14 protein-coding genes are annotated in these 15,114 nt (G+C 45.0%); 7 read left to right on the top strand and 7 right to left on the bottom strand.

Annotated elements, in window-relative coordinates; translation table 11 throughout:
• The first annotated feature begins 28 nt into the window (after positions 1-28).
• The 5 genes from pseI to RTS10_RS10445 are packed head-to-tail and all read left to right on the top strand — an operon-like array spanning position 29 to position 4,970.
• Positions 29-1,081 (top strand): pseudaminic acid synthase, encoded by a 1,053-nt coding sequence (gene pseI, locus RTS10_RS10465; protein WP_312540244.1) that lies wholly within the window; start codon positions 29-31, stop codon positions 1,079-1,081.
• Positions 1,081-2,337, top strand: a complete 1,257-nt coding sequence (locus RTS10_RS10460) for an oligosaccharide flippase family protein (RefSeq protein ID WP_312540242.1) — start codon at positions 1,081-1,083, stop codon at positions 2,335-2,337. The genes pseI and RTS10_RS10460 overlap by 1 nt, the downstream gene beginning before the upstream one ends.
• Positions 2,334-3,335, top strand: a complete 1,002-nt coding sequence (locus RTS10_RS10455) for a glycosyltransferase family 52 (protein ID WP_312540240.1) — start codon at positions 2,334-2,336, stop codon at positions 3,333-3,335. The genes RTS10_RS10460 and RTS10_RS10455 overlap by 4 nt, the downstream gene beginning before the upstream one ends.
• 4 nt (positions 3,336-3,339) lie before the next feature.
• Positions 3,340-4,164: a beta-1,6-N-acetylglucosaminyltransferase gene (locus RTS10_RS10450; RefSeq protein ID WP_312540238.1), complete on the top strand. Its 825-nt coding sequence runs from the start codon at positions 3,340-3,342 to the stop codon at positions 4,162-4,164.
• The gene (locus tag RTS10_RS10445; protein ID WP_282841267.1) at positions 4,161-4,970 is read left to right on the top strand and encodes a glycosyltransferase; all 810 of its coding nucleotides are present in this window, start codon (positions 4,161-4,163) and stop codon (positions 4,968-4,970) included. Before RTS10_RS10450 ends, RTS10_RS10445 begins: the two co-directional genes overlap by 4 nt.
• A gap of 1 nt (position 4,971) precedes the next feature.
• Here RTS10_RS10445 and mnmC1 read toward each other — a convergent pair whose 3' ends face one another.
• Entirely contained in the window at positions 4,972-7,071 is a 2,100-nt protein-coding gene (gene mnmC1, locus RTS10_RS10440; RefSeq protein ID WP_312540235.1) for an FAD-dependent 5-carboxymethylaminomethyl-2-thiouridine(34) oxidoreductase MnmC1, read from the bottom strand.
• A 146-nt stretch (positions 7,072-7,217) separates the two neighbouring features.
• On the opposite strand from mnmC1, the gene RTS10_RS10435 reads away from it, so the two are divergent.
• Complete coding sequence (locus RTS10_RS10435) at positions 7,218-8,567, top strand: APC family permease (RefSeq protein ID WP_312540234.1); 1,350 nt, start codon at positions 7,218-7,220, stop codon at positions 8,565-8,567.
• Positions 8,568-8,619: 52 nt separating this feature from the next.
• Here the strand turns inward: RTS10_RS10435 and RTS10_RS10430 are convergent, their stop codons facing one another.
• From RTS10_RS10430 to RTS10_RS10415, 4 genes are all read right to left on the bottom strand, one after another.
• Positions 8,620-9,900: a TIGR03862 family flavoprotein gene (locus tag RTS10_RS10430; protein WP_312540233.1), complete on the bottom strand. Its 1,281-nt coding sequence runs from the start codon at positions 9,898-9,900 to the stop codon at positions 8,620-8,622.
• A 44-nt stretch (positions 9,901-9,944) separates the two neighbouring features.
• Positions 9,945-10,373 (bottom strand): SH3 domain-containing protein, encoded by a 429-nt coding sequence (locus RTS10_RS10425; protein ID WP_312540232.1) that lies wholly within the window; start codon positions 10,371-10,373, stop codon positions 9,945-9,947.
• A gap of 65 nt (positions 10,374-10,438) precedes the next feature.
• Positions 10,439-10,741 carry a YciI family protein gene (locus tag RTS10_RS10420; protein ID WP_160001377.1) on the bottom strand — a complete coding sequence of 101 codons (303 nt, stop codon included), beginning with the start codon at positions 10,739-10,741 and terminating at the stop codon, positions 10,439-10,441.
• A gap of 12 nt (positions 10,742-10,753) precedes the next feature.
• Positions 10,754-11,317 carry an inner membrane-spanning protein YciB gene (locus tag RTS10_RS10415; RefSeq protein WP_203172147.1) on the bottom strand — a complete coding sequence of 188 codons (564 nt, stop codon included), beginning with the start codon at positions 11,315-11,317 and terminating at the stop codon, positions 10,754-10,756.
• A gap of 191 nt (positions 11,318-11,508) precedes the next feature.
• On the opposite strand from RTS10_RS10415, the gene RTS10_RS10410 reads away from it, so the two are divergent.
• Positions 11,509-12,432, top strand: coding sequence for a PHP domain-containing protein (locus tag RTS10_RS10410; protein WP_312540231.1), 924 nt, complete (start codon positions 11,509-11,511; stop codon positions 12,430-12,432).
• A gap of 167 nt (positions 12,433-12,599) precedes the next feature.
• Here the strand turns inward: RTS10_RS10410 and RTS10_RS10405 are convergent, their stop codons facing one another.
• Positions 12,600-13,166, bottom strand: a complete 567-nt coding sequence (locus RTS10_RS10405) for a FixH family protein (RefSeq protein WP_040403153.1) — start codon at positions 13,164-13,166, stop codon at positions 12,600-12,602.
• Positions 13,167-13,292: 126 nt separating this feature from the next.
• Complete coding sequence (ccoG, locus tag RTS10_RS10400) at positions 13,293-14,717, bottom strand: cytochrome c oxidase accessory protein CcoG (protein ID WP_007115184.1); 1,425 nt, start codon at positions 14,715-14,717, stop codon at positions 13,293-13,295.
• Positions 14,718-15,114: the final 397 nt, after the last annotated feature.

The following is a 15,114-nucleotide window of genomic DNA, read 5'->3' as shown; positions in this document are numbered from 1 at the left end:
AAAAAACGGGGTGTCTATGAATCAAAATATGAATCAAAATTTCAGCATTAACAATCGCCCAATCGGCATTGACCATGCGCCATATATCATTGCTGAAATGTCCGCCAACCACAACGGCGACATCAATAACGCTTACCGTATCATTGACATGGCAAAGGCGTGCGGTGCTGATGCGGTCAAAATGCAAACTTACACCGCAGATACCATCACCCTCAACAGCAGCGCCGCTGACTTCCAAATTCATGGGGGACTGTGGGACGGGCGTACCTTATATGACTTGTACCAAGAAGCTTACACGCCGTGGGACTGGCATAAACCATTGTTTGAGCACGCCCACAAAGTCGGTATCACCATGTTTAGCTCACCGTTTGACTTGACTGCGGTGGATTTGCTCGAGGATTTGAACGCGCCAGCGTACAAAATCGCTTCGTTTGAAGCCATTGATTTACCGCTTATCAAATATGTAGCAAGTACCGGCAAGCCAATGATTATCTCCACAGGGATGGCGGACCAAACCGAAATTGCCGAGGCGATTGCCGCCGCTCGTGATGGCGGCTGCAAGCAGCTTGCGTTATTGCACTGCGTGAGTGGCTACCCAGCTCCCGCACAGGACTATAACCTGCGTACCATCACCGATATGCAGCGCCGTTTTGGCGTGCCGATTGGCTTATCCGACCATACGCTTGACAACACCACCGCCGTGACAAGCGTGGCATTGGGGGCGTGTATCATTGAAAAACACGTCACCCTAGATCGCAATGGCGGCGGGGCGGATGACAGCTTTTCACTGGAAAAAGACGAACTCACCGCGCTCTGCCGTGATAGCAAAACCGCTTGGCAGTCGCTCGGACAAGTCGATTATGGGCGAAAATCAAGCGAAATCGGCAATGCGCAATTTCGCCGTTCACTGTATTTTGTCAAAGACATGACGGCAGGGGATGTGATTGATGAAAGCTGTATCCGTAGCGTTCGCCCTGGTTTTGGGCTTGCCCCGAAGTTTTATGATGAATTAATGGGCAAAAAAGTGCTAACGGATATCCAAGCTAATACCGCTACCTCATGGGATGTTCTTGAAAGGTAATGTTAAATAAAATCAAACGTTTAACACACTCTGCTTTGCTCAAAGACAGCCTGATTTATGTGGTGGGCGAGATGACCGCCAAAGCCGTGCCGTTTTTGCTATTGCCCTATTTGACACGGGTATTGGGAACGACGGGCTTTGGTGATTTGTCTTATTATTTATCGCTCACGGCATTTATTGTAATCGCCATGAGTCTGTCGCAAAATGGCGCTTTGACCCGTTATTTTTATGTGTATGGCAGGCATGGGCTGGGCAATATTTTACTGGCGGGTGGGCTATATAGCGTGGGCGTGCTGCTGATTGGCACAGCGATTAGCTGGCTGTTACATAGCGAATTGTTATTTTACTGCTTTTTTACTGCCTTTTTGCAAACCTTGGTGCAAAACCAACTGGCACTGCGGCAATGCCAAAAACGCCCGTTTAGCTATCTGACCATCCAATTGGGCTTAGCCTTGGGAAATTTACTATGGACGGTGCTGATTTTTCAGTTTTTTGCTGGCGATACCACGGATAAAGTTACCCAACGTCTTATCGCGATTATCTTGGCGCATGGGGTTACTTTTGTGGCAGCGTTGGCGTGGGCAAAATACCAATTTGCTATCAAATTTCGCTTTACCCCGAAACGGCTCAAACTGGGACTCGGCTATATTTTAACCCTAGGCTTGCCGCTGCTGTTACATGGGTTAAGCTATACCATCAAAGGGCAACTTGACCGAGTGTTGATTCACGAGCGGTTTAGCAGTCATGAGCTAGGCGTATACTCGGCAGGCGTGCAAGTCGCCAGTAGCTTGACTATTGTGATTATGGCGGTCAATTCTGCGCTGGTGCCTCACTTATATGAACGGCTAAAATCGCAGCGCATGACAGTGATGCAATTGCATCGACTGTTTTGGCTGAGTTTGATGGTGCCTGTTATATTGACTGCCATGGCTTGGGCGATGCCGTCGTCATTAATGGCGTGGTTATTGGGGGCAGATTTTGCCCAAAGCCAGTATTATGTGGTGATGTTTGTACTGGCGTTTTCGCTGATAATTCCGTATTTATTGTTGGTGAATTTTTTGTTTTATCATGCCAAAAGCGCGCAAATCTCACTGTGTTCGCTTATCTCAACGGTGGTGTATTTGGTTGCCTTGTGGGTGTTAAGTGGCGTATCACTGGCGGTGGTGCCGTATGCGACTATTATTAGTGGCGTGGTGATTTTGCCGCTGTTATATTATTATACGCTGCAGGTGGAAAAGGTCAAAAAAACGCCATGAATCTCATTATTTGTATCACCCCCTTGCAAGTGTTGATTGCCAAGCAAATTATTAAGCAACACAGTACCCCCTTTATAGGGCTTTATTTGCCGTATGGCGCCCATTCAAAAAGCGAGCCCAAACACCGTTATTATTTTGACCAACTTGAGCGGGTCTGCGAAAAATCCGCCTTTATCGACCTAAACAATAAAACCTGGGGCGAACGTTTTGCCACCCTAAACCACATCAAAACCACACTTAACACGCTTGATATTTGGCAAAAACCTATCGAAAACGTCTATCTTGCCAGTATTGACGTGTTGTTTTTGCAATATGTTATTTCTAAAGTAACATTCCAACAGCTGTATACCTTTGATGACGGCACCGCTAATATTTTCCCCAATTCTAGCTATTTTCAACCGTTACCAAAATCCTTGCCATTACAACTGTTTAAACACGCCGTGGGCATTACTTATCCCAGTATCCCTAGTATTTTGGCTATCTCCAAAAAGCATTTCACCATTTTCCCCCAGGAAAAAAATATCATAGACGCTACCGAGTCTGTTTATTTGTTTGATAAAGTAGACAATCAGCCTGATAAAAATTTGCCGGTAAAACGGCTGTTATTGGGGCAAGCCCTCGACAATTTTATCGGTGACAAAGCTTATGCTGATATTGTAGAAACAATGGTCAAGGCATTTCACCTTGACGCATTTTGTCCCCACCCGCGAGAAAATTTGGATTTTAGCCATCTTTTGCCAGTGATTGATAGCGATAAAATCATTGAAGATTATCTAAGCGAGGCATTGCAACAAAACCCCCATCAACGCTTTGAAATTTATACCTTTATCAGCACTGCTGTGTTTTCGATCAAAGAATTTCCCCGTACCCAAGTATTTATGGTGTATACCCAAGCGCTGTGGGATAAATTCCCTGATGCGTATCAGTTTCTTGCCAGTCGTGGTTTTACCCTCATTAATTTAGATGACGCAGATAATCTAAATGGGTTCAAAGGGTAACTGCATGAAAAAACACGCCTTACTTATACAAGCCCACCAAGATATCAGTTATTTTATTAATCTGGCGAAAATTCAGCCCAACGTCAATTTTTATGTGCATATGGATGCTAAATCTAATTATTTTCCTGAGGCTGAGACTGCACAGCTAGCCAATGTATTTTTGCTCAAAGATAGAATAACGGTGCGTTGGGGCGGGTTTAGCCAAATTGAAGCAACATTAAAATTGTTTGAAACGGCGTTTGCCAATGAGGACAATGCTTATTTTCATCTGGTAAGCGGTGAAGATGTGGTGTTACAACCATTTGAAGTGATAGAAAAACAGTGGCAACAGCGGTTTGATTTTCAGGCGATGATGACCTGCGAGATGGCGCCACAGTATGCCTATCGCTTTATTATGGACAGTCCCCATGCCGACAGCGACTGGCAACGGCAATTGACGGGTAAAATCATCACCAAACTGCAACAAGGCGTGGCAAAAATAAAAACTTATCACTCACCCATTTATTTTGGCTCACAATGGTTTTCAGTGACGCGTGCAGACTGGGAAAAAATTATGCCTTTTACGGATGAATACAGTGATTTTTTCCGTCACAAGCTGGTGCCCGATGAACACTTTTTTCAAACCCTAATTACTGAAAAATTAACCAATCAAATTCGCCTAAGTAATGATAACCGCCGACAAATTATTTTTGACAAAAATGTAAATAATGGTAATAGCCCGATTTATTTGGATTTATTAAAGCTTGAGCAGGCGAAATTTAATGGCTATTGGTTTGCCCGTAAAGTAAAAAAGGATGTGGCATTGACTTGGCTGGGTGAATTAACATGAAATTTTCTGTACTGATGTCGCTGTATGACAAAGAAAACCCTGAATTTCTAGCCGAATGTCTAGCCAGCCTGGTCAATCAAACACGCCAAGCCGATGAGATTGTTTTGGTTTTTGATGGTCCAATCAATTTGGCATTACAAAAAGTGGTACAAGAGTTTAAGCCGCAACTGCCGTTAACGATTATCGCTTTAATAAAAAACGTCGGGCTTGGACAGGCTTTGAATGCAGGTCTAAACGCTTGTCAACATGACTGGGTCATGCGTATGGATACGGATGATATCTGTGTGGCTAACCGCTTTGAGCAGCAAATCAACTTTATCCAAAATCATCCCGAAATTGACGTGTTGGGCGGGCAAATCATTGAATTTGAAAAGCAGCTATCACAGGGGAAAAAATCTCGCACGGTGCCAACCTCACACGAGGCAATTTTTGCCTCAGCCAAGTCGCGCAATCCCATCAACCACATGACGGTTGCCTTCAAAAAATCAGCGGTACAAGCGGTCGGTAGCTATCGGCATGCGCCGCTGTTTGAAGACTATGATTTGTGGGTGCGGTTGTTGGTCGCTGACTATCAGTTTGCCAATTTGTCCGAGGTGCTGGTGTATGCACGGGCAGGGGATGCGATGTATGAACGGCGCGGGGGCTTGGCGTATGCCCGTTACGAGTGGGCTATTCAGCAAAGCTTTTATCAACAAGGGTTTTTGCCTATTGCGCAATTGCTTAAAAACCTCGCCATTCGCTTACCGGTGCGATTATTGCCAAATAGTTTACGCAGTTTGGTTTATCAAAAACTGCTGAGAAAATAACTTAGCGTCGAATGACCTTGCGATTGGGACTTAAACTGTTGACCATCTTTTCAGACAATGGCAAAACTTCTCCACACATCAGTCCCGCCAACAGCTCACTACAAATCGGGGCATAAGCATAGCCCTTTGACCCCAATGCCGAAAAGCTCCATACTCGGCTTTTGCTTTCATAACCCGCTTGCCAAACCTGCCCAACTAGGGGTAGATAATCCACGGTTTGGCTACGGATAGTGGCGCGACCCTGCCAATGGGGTATGTTTTTTTCGACGGTAAATATATCGGTGTTATTGACCAAATCGGGCACCGCATCCGCCAAATCTGCCACATTCATCTTATGGTCAGCAACTGCTGGTGCAGTATCCAAGGTATCCCTGACAAAACTTGCCCCAAGCATGACATGGCATTGGCTGTTTTGGTTAAAACTGGCGTAATAACTGCCATACTTTAGCGGCAGTTTTGGCAACTGTGCTTTATCATGCTCATCGACAGCAAACCACGTCACTTGCCCACGGCTGTGATTAAAGCGTTTGATGGTGGGTAGAAAATCGCAGGTGTCTAAAGCCATGCACAAAATCACATGGTCAAAAAACTGCTGACGCTCAGTGAATGTTAATAGCACCTGGTCGCAATCTTGCTGAAAATAGGCTTGCTGAAAATAGGTTAATTCCTCAGTTTGAAAGCTGATATTGGGGTGGCCTAAAACAGCATTGGCAAAGTTTGCGGTAGTGATTAACCCGGCATTGGGCAAAAATATCGCTTGCCCAACCTCATAACCGACTTTTGCTTTGGCTTGTTCAGCAGTCAATAAACGGGCAAATTCAATGGGAAAATCTTTGACTTCATCAAGTTGTAAGCGATTGTGTGAGAGTAAATCCAAACAGCCGGTGGTTTGTAGGATTTTAATACCGGTTTGTGCGGTCAAATAAGGGTAAAATCGACAGCTTGCCAAATAACCAATCGCATGCAGATTAGTTTCAAGGCGTTTTAGGCTGGTAAGTTTTGGTGCAAGAAAACCGCGGATGTTGCCTGATGCGCCTGCCAATGGTTGCGCTTTATCAAAAATGGTGACCTTGTGTCCACGGGCGGCTAAGGCATACGCACTGCTTAACCCCGCTACCCCAGCCCCAATCACCGCCACAGACAGCGGTTTTGTGATGGCTGAAAAATTGGGTAGTTCAAAGCCTTTAACGTTATTGGCTTTTCGACGCTGACGACGTCGGGATTCAAACGTGTCAGTAAAGGGTAGGGTGACAAAGAATGGCTTAATTTTTTTGTTATAGCGAAAATAAATTTCGCAAAAATTGGCGGATGTTAACTTAGGTTGAAAGCTTGCGGTGAGCATTTCTCGCTTTTTGCCAAAGCCTTTACGTTTGGCTAAGGTAAAACCCTGATGTTTTAGCCCCTGTTTGACTGCGCTTGCCACGCTAAATGTTGCCAAAGTCGTGTGAGTTTTGGATAACCTTGCAATTTGAGCCAATAAATCCGCTGACCAAAGTTCTTGGTTACAGCTCGGCGCAAACCCATCAAGTAGCCACGCATCGACTTTGCCTTGCCCAGTCACTTGCGACAAACTACTCGTCGCATCGCCAAGCCATAAATCAATCGTCAATCGTTCATCAAACCAGTTCAAACGATGGCAGCCAGCCAGTGGCGGCGGATAGTTGTCAATGAGCTGTTGTGATAACCCAGCAAGCTCTGTCCACACGCCCAACGCTTGCGCAAGGTCAGTTTTGCGTAGGGGAAATTTTTCGGTGGTAATGATATGTAAATGGCTGTGATTGTCAGGTCTGATTTGTTGCCACAGTTGCCAAATAGCCAAGATATTAAGCCCTGTGCCAAAACCAATTTCACCGATGACAAATCGTTCAAATTTCCCCAAATTAGCAAAGCGAGAGGCTAAGTCGTTGCCATCAATAAAAACATGGCGAGATTCTGCCAAGCCGTCCGTTTTGGAAAAATAAACATCGCCAAAGTCGCTAGAGAGGGGGACAGTGACGCCGTTATCATCTAGCTGCCAGTGCAGTTTGGCGGTTTGAATGGTTGATGCTGGGGTGCTGCTTTTGCTTGAGTTTGTGACAGGACGTTGGCTAGATTGTGACATCAGTGACCCATAATAAATAACTAAAAGTTAGTGCTAAGTAAAATATTACTAATACAAGGCTTGAAAACAGCGATTAGGGGGTATAGCATAACTGATTTTTTATCGTTGCAAAATGGCATGCAGCTTTTTTTGGGTGTGGTAACAACATGAATCAATCAAGTAACGGGCGTTATAACCTAATCACCGCATTGGCAATGATTGTGGGGATTGTGATTGGCTCAGGGATATTTTTTAAGGCAGACAATGTTTTAAAATATACCAATGGCAATGTGGCATTGGGCGTGGGGGTTTTTGTATTGGCGGCGGTGGCGATTATTTTTGGTTCGCTATCGATTGCTGAGCTGGCAAAACGTACCGATGCGCACGGCGGCTTGATTGGCTATGCCGATGAATTTGTCAGTCCACATTTTTCTACGATGATTGGCTGGTTTCAATTATTTTTGTATTACCCGACGCTTGGCGTGGTGGTGACGTGGGTAGTGGGTATTTACACCGCCCTGTTATTTGGAGTAAAAGAGGCATCGCTTGAATTACAAATGGGCATTGGGCTTACGTGGTTTGTCATTTGTTATCTGTTTAATGTGATGGCAGCGGTGTTTGCAGGGCGTTTTCAAGTCTTTGCTACCATCGTTAAATTAATTCCGTTATTTGTGCTAGGGGTGATGGCGTTTGTCTATGGCGACCCTGTGAGCGCCTTAACCCATCCAAGTGAATCCGCGCGTCAAGCGACCCAGTCTTTGGCATGGCTCGGCGCCATCGGTCCGATTGCGTTTTCGTTTGATGGCTGGGTGGTCTCTACCAGTATTTCAGGGGAAATCAAACATGCCAAACGTAATTTACCCATTGCCTTAGTCGTCGCGCCTATGTTGATTTTATTGGGCTATTTGCTGTACTTTGTTGGACTCACCTCGTATCTAGGCGCCGAGCAAGTGATGGCATTGGGTGATGAAAGCGTGTATGTGGTGGCAACCCAATTATTTGGCGAAACCGCTGCCAAGGCCTTTTTGGTATTTGTGGTGATTTCGGTGATGGGTACGGTGAATGGCTTGGTATTAGGGCTGATTCGTCTGCCCCATTCTTTAGCGCTCAAATCATTGATTCCGTTTAGCGCGCAATTGCGTCACGTCTCGCCCAACTATCAGCTATCGGTTGCTTCAGCGCTGCTAGGTTTTGCCTTATCTATGTTTTGGGCGGCTGTGCATTATGTGGTGATGAAAAGTCAGCTGCTTGGCGATATGGATATCTCAGAAATCGCGATTGTGGTAAGTTACTTGCTGTATTTGGTATTTTACTTTGCGGTGTTTCGATTATGGCAACAAGGTCATATCAAAAGTATGTTATTGGGTGTGATATCGCCAATTTTGGCGGCATTGGGCTCATTGATGGTAGTGTTCGGCGGTATGCAAAATCCGCTGTTTTTGCCTGTCTGCTTACCGATTTGTGCGCTCGTGCTGCTGCTTGCCTACTTTTACAGTCGCTATCTGCACAGCCGATAAGTGCCTTATGTCAAGTGCCTTATGTCAAGTGCATTGCGTCCAATGCATTGCGTCAAGTGCATTGCGTCAATTTTTTGGATAACGCTAAAAACTGCGCCACGCCTTGTCCGGCGGCTCGACCTGTGGCAAAACAAGCCGTCAGCAGATAGCCACCCGTTGGCGCATCCCAATCAAGCATTTCGCCACAGCAAAACACATAAGGATTGGATTTTAGCGCAAAATCCTCGGTTAATGCTGTACGTTTTACCCCGCCGCCACAGCTAATTGCTTCTTCAATCGGTCGAAAACTATCGAATTCTACCGTTAACTGCTTGATTGCCTTTGTCATTTTATCGGCATCATGCCAGTGCGTTTTTGCGACGATTTCTCTGAGTAAGGCGATTTTGACCGGATCAAGTCCCGCCTTTCGCCAAAGGTTAGCTAGCGATTGTTTTTTGGGGTTTTTTAAACTACTCAATAATTTTTCGTCAGACACATCAGGCAGCAAATCAAGTTGTAGTGATACCTTGCCCGTATGATTTAATTGCTCGCGCATGGCACGATTGAGCCGATATATCAGCCCGCTTTCCATACCATAATGGGTGAGAATAATATCACCAAAACCCTGCTCAATTTTGCCATCGGGCAACGTCACCTGAGCTTTCACGCGTTTTAACGCTTTGCCAAAATCGCGGTGCAAATGCGCTGACCAAGGCTGTGACAGTGGGCGACAGATACCGACATTGCTGGCATAGAACGGCGTCAATTCTGTATCGCTGAGCCATGCCTGCCATTTGCCATCACTACCGAGCCGCGACCATGACATCGCGCCCGTTGCCAACACAATCGCATCAAAGCTTTGGCTAACAGTCAGGTTACCGCTTTCATGCACTACCGAAAAAGTCGCTTGCTTGCCCTCAATGTTGTCACAGCTATGCCGATAAAAAAACGTTACACCATCCTGCTGCAGCGCTTGCAACCACGCCCGCAGCAGTGGCGAGGCTTTCATCATGGTAGGAAAGATGCGACCTGTCGAGCCAACAAAAGATTCAATCCCCAAGCGGGTCATAAAATCACGGATATGCGCCGCATTAAAATCTTCAATATGCGGCGTTAGCCAGTCGTTGGGCTGATAGCGTGTGACAAAGGTATCAACGGGCTCAGCGTGCGAGATATTGAGTCCAGATTTACCGGCCATCAACAGTTTGCGGGCAGGGGAAGGTTTTTGTTCAAATACGTGGATTGTAACATCAAACTGGCGCAGATAATCTGCCGCCATCAGGCCAGCAGGACCCGCGCCAATGATGGCGACGGTGGGCTTTTTTGGGAGGTCGGCTTGGTTATTTGGCATCATGGCAAGTCAATGTTAGGCTTATAATAGTAGGCTTGTAAAGTCGACTACCAACGACCTTTACGCCCTGCGACCAGCCAGCCCAGTGCGATACCAAGTATCCCACTGAGTAATGCAGTGACCGCACCGTAGATAAAAATCTGTCCACTGCGCTCATTGACAAGCACTTTGACCTGCGTATTTAAACTATCGACTTGGTTTTGTAATTCAGCATTTTTTGCCAAGAGTTGTTGGTTGGCGTTGGACAACTGGCTGTCAGTGGGCTGGTTGAGCTGGGCAAGGGTAGGTTGTTTGGGGTTTTGCATCGGTGAGGTGCTACTGGCAACGCTCGAGGCAATCTCTGGCTGTTTGGCGAGTGGTTGTCCTGTTTTTGGGTCAGTGACGACAACTTGCGGTGCTGCATGGGTCAGGCTCGTTACCTGTAATACCGTCAATAACACTGCGCCGTTTGCCAACCTGCCCACCAATTTTTTCATGCTTACCACCTATCACCACCCAGACTTTGCCAATTATGTACTGCAAACAACTGTTAAACCCAACATTAACTCACTGATTTAGGAAAAACTTGGATAAAAGGTTTGATATCCACATGACTATACACACCATTTAATAAGTAAGGCTCTTCACTTGCCCAAGCTTGCACGGCTTCATCGCTGTCAAAATCCACGACCAATACACTGCCACTCATTTCAGGCTCTCCATGCGCAATGGGCGTAGGGCCTGCGATGATTAGACGGTGCTGTTCATCTAACCGCGTAAGACGCTCAAGATGAGCCGGGCGAAACTGTTTGCGTAGCTCAAGGCTATCAGGGACGTCATGACCGATAATAATATAAAGTGCCATCCATATTCTCCTTTAGTTTTTTCCTTTATCATTGGTTTGTTGCTGCATATCTGGGTTTAGATGGTTTTTTAAGAACACAAATTGCCCGATTAAAAATACCAGCATCACCGGTATCCATCCCCAGCTTTTAAAATTAATCCAGGTATCGTTGTTGGTAAAAAACGCAAAATAATATTGCAAACCTGCCATCAGTAAGAAATACCCTGCCCAAGCGAGGGTGAGTTTATTCCAGCCCGATTGGGTCAATCGAAACACATTTTTCATTGCCAGTTCTAATAGCGGTTTACCTATCGCGACACTGATAATGAGGGCAACTGCAAATACGCTATTGATGACGGTTGATTTCCATTTTAAAAACGCTTCGTCATGGAAAATTAAGCTTAACCCACAAAATCCCACGGTTAAAATCAGCGTCACCCACTGCTGTTTATTGAGCTTGCCTTTTTGCCGGGCAAAATGCACAACATATACCACCAGTGTCGTAATCAATAACGCCGCCGCACCTGCCAATACCCCTTGCTGTTTGGAAAAGTAAAAAAATGCCAGTAAAGGTAGCAAATCCAATAAACCGCTCATAGTCATCTCTAACAAAAATCTTAGCCGCTAGTTTACACGGATATGCTAAAATCGAAAAGTAACTTTGCGATTTTCCTTGCTTCATTAATCACGTGCCCTTGTGAGCGAGCTAGCGCAGAGTTAACCCCTCTTTGTCTTAACCCCTTTTTGTCCTATTGTTGGCAACTAGCTTTTGTAATTAAGGCGTATTTGTGAATTCTTTAAACCTCGATATCTTGTCTAGCAGTCCTATTTATACCCAACTTCCGATTGATATGCACTGCCACAGTACCCGCTCAGACGGCACTTTTAGCCCAAGCGAAGTGGTGCAAAAAGCGCATGAAAAAGGGGTGAAAGTATTATCCTTAAGCGACCATGATACGGTACTTGGTATTCTTGAGGCGCGCCAAACCGCTGAAAGTCTTGGTATGACGCTGATTCACGGTGTTGAAATCAGCTGTCGTCATCGTGTCATGGGCGGCTACTCCAAAAAACCTGCCCAAAATGAAAAAGTGATTCATGTGCTGGGGTACGGTTTTAGTAATATCGAAACAATGCATGACAAACTCGCTGCCATCCAAGCCAATCGAGAAACGCGCGGCTATGCGATGTGCGAGCGTGTGGCAAGTACCTTTAAACGCCCGATGGATGAGATTTGGCAGGCGGTGTTAGTGCAAGCCAAAGGTAATCCGCAAGCGGTCGGTCGTACTCACATCGCCAAAGTGATGGCGGATCAAGGCTTGGTGAGTGATGTGCAAAAAGCCTTTACCGGCTATTTGGCTGACCATAAACCTTGCTATGTGGCACTCGATGGCTTATCGCTTAAAGATTGCATCAATTTGATTCATGAGTGTGGTGGCAAAGCCTCTTTGGCTCATGCGACCCGTTATAATTTAACCGCCAACAAAGTGCGTAAACTGATTGCAGATTTTGCCAGTAGCGGTGGCGATGCGGTGGAATTGCCCGCCAGCAATGAGCCGACTTCAACCCGCCATATGGTCGATAGAGTGATTAAAGAGCATGAGTTAAAGGTGTCTATCGGTAGTGATTTTCATGGCACGACCATGCCGTGGCGCGTGCTTGGCGGTGTGCCAAAATTGCACGAAGGACAAGTGGGGATTTGGGAGAGTTGTTAAAAATTTACCCTCAGTTACCATTTTTTTAACTAACAAGCAGGGGCTTCTAAATATCCAGCAAGATTTTTTAGCATTTTACTGATGAGGATATTTATGAAAGGTACAAGGAAGCCAAGTAGCTGTAACCTAGTACCTGTAACCCAGTACCTCTAATTAGTTGACTGAAACTAAGATTTTTTATCAAACGCAGTTAGTGGCTTAAAGGCAATCGACTTCGCCATCGGCAATTCCTCAATCGCACGCAGCCGCCAGCTATTGGCTGGGTCATGCACCACAATATAGTATTTGCCTTTAGACGGATCTAGCTGCACATTGCCCGCATAACTGCCATCACTTAACCGTTTGACAATAATGTCACGGTCTTTTTGCTTTTGGGTGGCATGGGAAATCTCCACTGCCAATTGCTCAGGTGCTTTAAACTTGTCACTAGCGGGCGCCTCAAGTTTAAAATTGACTGCCTGATGACTAATCAGCATTTGACCGGTTAGCCCCAAATCATGCGCCAGTTTGTCTTTGGACACATCCGCATATAAGGTCTTACCATCCATGTACCAGTCATCACGCACGGTGGAGTCTTGGATTCTCACCGAGTAAAACACGAACCAGATACAGGCGACTACCACAAATAGCGGCAAACCAATAACAAAAATCCAAACCATATAATTTTTATACCAAAGTTTGGATATCGACTGATTAGAAGTTGATGAAGCAGGAGAATTTGTTGGTGTTGCCATAGACCACTCAGCAGATAACAATCAAAAAGCTAGTATAGCAGAAAAACCCATGCCCCAATAACGTGCGCCAATAATTTGGCACAAAAAAAGCCGATTATCAAAATCAGCTTTTTTAGGTAATCAAACTTATTTATCCGTGGTAAACACGTTATCTTTTACCGCTTTGTATTTACCGCCATCATCCACGCTCACCACTTGCATTTGGATGGGGATATTGCTTTGGGTAATCACTTTTGGATCGCCCAGTACACTGACAGGGAAGTCATAACTTTCGCCTGCTTCTAATGGAATGGTTTTAAAGCGGCTATCAAGTTTTAAGCCAGGTTGTGGTGTCAATGTCACCGCATAATCATGGTCTTGCTGAGTTTTATTGGTGATTTTGATAATGTAGTTATTTTCTACCAAACCTTGCGCATTGATTGACGACAACTGATTACGGTCACGGCGAATATCAATCTGCAGTGGTACACGGCTGGTTAAAAAATAAACCCCCGTACCAATCAACAACGTAATCACCGCCAAATAAGCAAAAAACCGTGGACGCAAAATTTTACTTGGCTCATTCTCTACCAATTGGCGTTCGGTACTATACCGAATCAAACCGCGTGGTTTATTGACTTTATCCATGATGTCATTACACGCATCGACACAGGCCGCGCACTGAATACATTCAACTTGCAAACCATCACGAATATCGATACCCGTCGGACACACTTGCACACACATCAGACAGTTGATACAGTCACCTAAATTCTCATCTTCACCGCCTCTTTTACGCGCGCCACGTGGCTCACCACGTTTATAGTCATAGGTTACAATTAACGTATCTTTATCGAACATCACACTTTGGAAGCGGCCATAGGGACAAATATGGGTACAAAAGTGCTCACGCATATAGCCTGCATTGGCAAATGTCGCAAAGGTAAAAATAAGTACCGAAACCCAAGTTAATGGCGTCCAATCTGGTACAGGAATACCGCCAAACCATTGCCAACTATGATAAAGATAATCAGTCCCAACGGCATAACTACTAAACGTCAATGCAGTCACCAACGCCATGATAAACCAAATCAGATACACCAAGCCGCGTTTCATGATTTTTTCGCCATTCCAAGGCGCTTTATCTAATTTAAACTGTTTATTACGATCGCCGATGACAAGCTTCTCAGTGTATTGGTACATATGCGTCCAAATCGTCTGTGGGCAGGCATAGCCACACCACACACGACCGGCATAAACGGTCACCATAAACAATAAAAAGGCAGCAACCATAAAGAAAAACGCAAAAATAAAAACGTCTTGGGGTAAAAAAGTTAGCCCAAATAGCACAATCTTAGAACCCGAGAAATCAAACCATATTGCTTGGTGTCCGCCATAGCGAATCCATGGCAACACCAAAAACAACAACAATAAAAAATACATACTTACAACGCGGATGTTTTGATAAAAACCCGTCACAAAACGGGGGTGTACGCGTTTTTTAGTGGCATCTACTTGGTGGACAGGGAGTCTAAAATCATTACCAGCAGGGGAAGGAGGTTGTACAGACATTGTTTGCCCTCACATATTTTCTGACATGAATATAAAAAAAATGAAAGACGACAACCGCAAAACCACCGAACATCGCCTAACGAAAAATTGCTTAAACAATATATTCAATTATATATCAAATGGCACTAAATACCCACAAAATAAAGGGAGTTATCAACAACTGCAAAATAAATGAAAAAACTTTTCGCAGTGGTATTGACAGGGGGAAAGAAAAGCGTATAATACGCACTCACTGGCAGCGACTACAGCCACAAACTGTAGTAAAAACAACGACTTAAATTAATATAGATAGAAGTTGAGCGGTCATAAAAAATTAAAGAAAAAAGTTATTGACAACACAAAATAAGCTGTTAAAATAGCGACCTTCTTAACGACATCAGCCGATGATGTTGTGAAC

This window comes from Moraxella sp. CTOTU47616 (genome assembly GCF_032017465.1).
Taxonomy (GTDB): Bacteria; Pseudomonadota; Gammaproteobacteria; order Pseudomonadales; family Moraxellaceae; genus Faucicola; species Faucicola tetraodonis.
This window is presented reverse-complemented; position numbering and strand designations above follow the sequence as displayed.

What these genes read in the sequence shown, in the direction of transcription:
- RTS10_RS10425 (WP_312540232.1), bottom strand. Translation starts at nt 10,373, where the DNA reads ATGAAAAAATTGGTGGGCAGGTTGGCAAACGGCGCAGTGTTATTGACG.
- RTS10_RS10460 (WP_312540242.1), top strand. Translation starts at nt 1,081, where the DNA reads ATGTTAAATAAAATCAAACGTTTAACACACTCTGCTTTGCTCAAAGAC.
- pseI (WP_312540244.1), top strand. Translation starts at nt 29, where the DNA reads ATGAATCAAAATTTCAGCATTAACAATCGCCCAATCGGCATTGACCAT.
- RTS10_RS10455 (WP_312540240.1), top strand. Translation starts at nt 2,334, where the DNA reads ATGAATCTCATTATTTGTATCACCCCCTTGCAAGTGTTGATTGCCAAG.
- RTS10_RS10445 (WP_282841267.1), top strand. Translation starts at nt 4,161, where the DNA reads ATGAAATTTTCTGTACTGATGTCGCTGTATGACAAAGAAAACCCTGAA.
- RTS10_RS10450 (WP_312540238.1), top strand. Translation starts at nt 3,340, where the DNA reads ATGAAAAAACACGCCTTACTTATACAAGCCCACCAAGATATCAGTTAT.
- ccoG (WP_007115184.1), bottom strand. Translation starts at nt 14,717, where the DNA reads ATGTCTGTACAACCTCCTTCCCCTGCTGGTAATGATTTTAGACTCCCT.
- RTS10_RS10435 (WP_312540234.1), top strand. Translation starts at nt 7,218, where the DNA reads ATGAATCAATCAAGTAACGGGCGTTATAACCTAATCACCGCATTGGCA.
- RTS10_RS10405 (WP_040403153.1), bottom strand. Translation starts at nt 13,166, where the DNA reads ATGGCAACACCAACAAATTCTCCTGCTTCATCAACTTCTAATCAGTCG.
- RTS10_RS10415 (WP_203172147.1), bottom strand. Translation starts at nt 11,317, where the DNA reads ATGAGCGGTTTATTGGATTTGCTACCTTTACTGGCATTTTTTTACTTT.
- mnmC1 (WP_312540235.1), bottom strand. Translation starts at nt 7,071, where the DNA reads ATGTCACAATCTAGCCAACGTCCTGTCACAAACTCAAGCAAAAGCAGC.
- RTS10_RS10430 (WP_312540233.1), bottom strand. Translation starts at nt 9,900, where the DNA reads ATGATGCCAAATAACCAAGCCGACCTCCCAAAAAAGCCCACCGTCGCC.
- RTS10_RS10420 (WP_160001377.1), bottom strand. Translation starts at nt 10,741, where the DNA reads ATGGCACTTTATATTATTATCGGTCATGACGTCCCTGATAGCCTTGAG.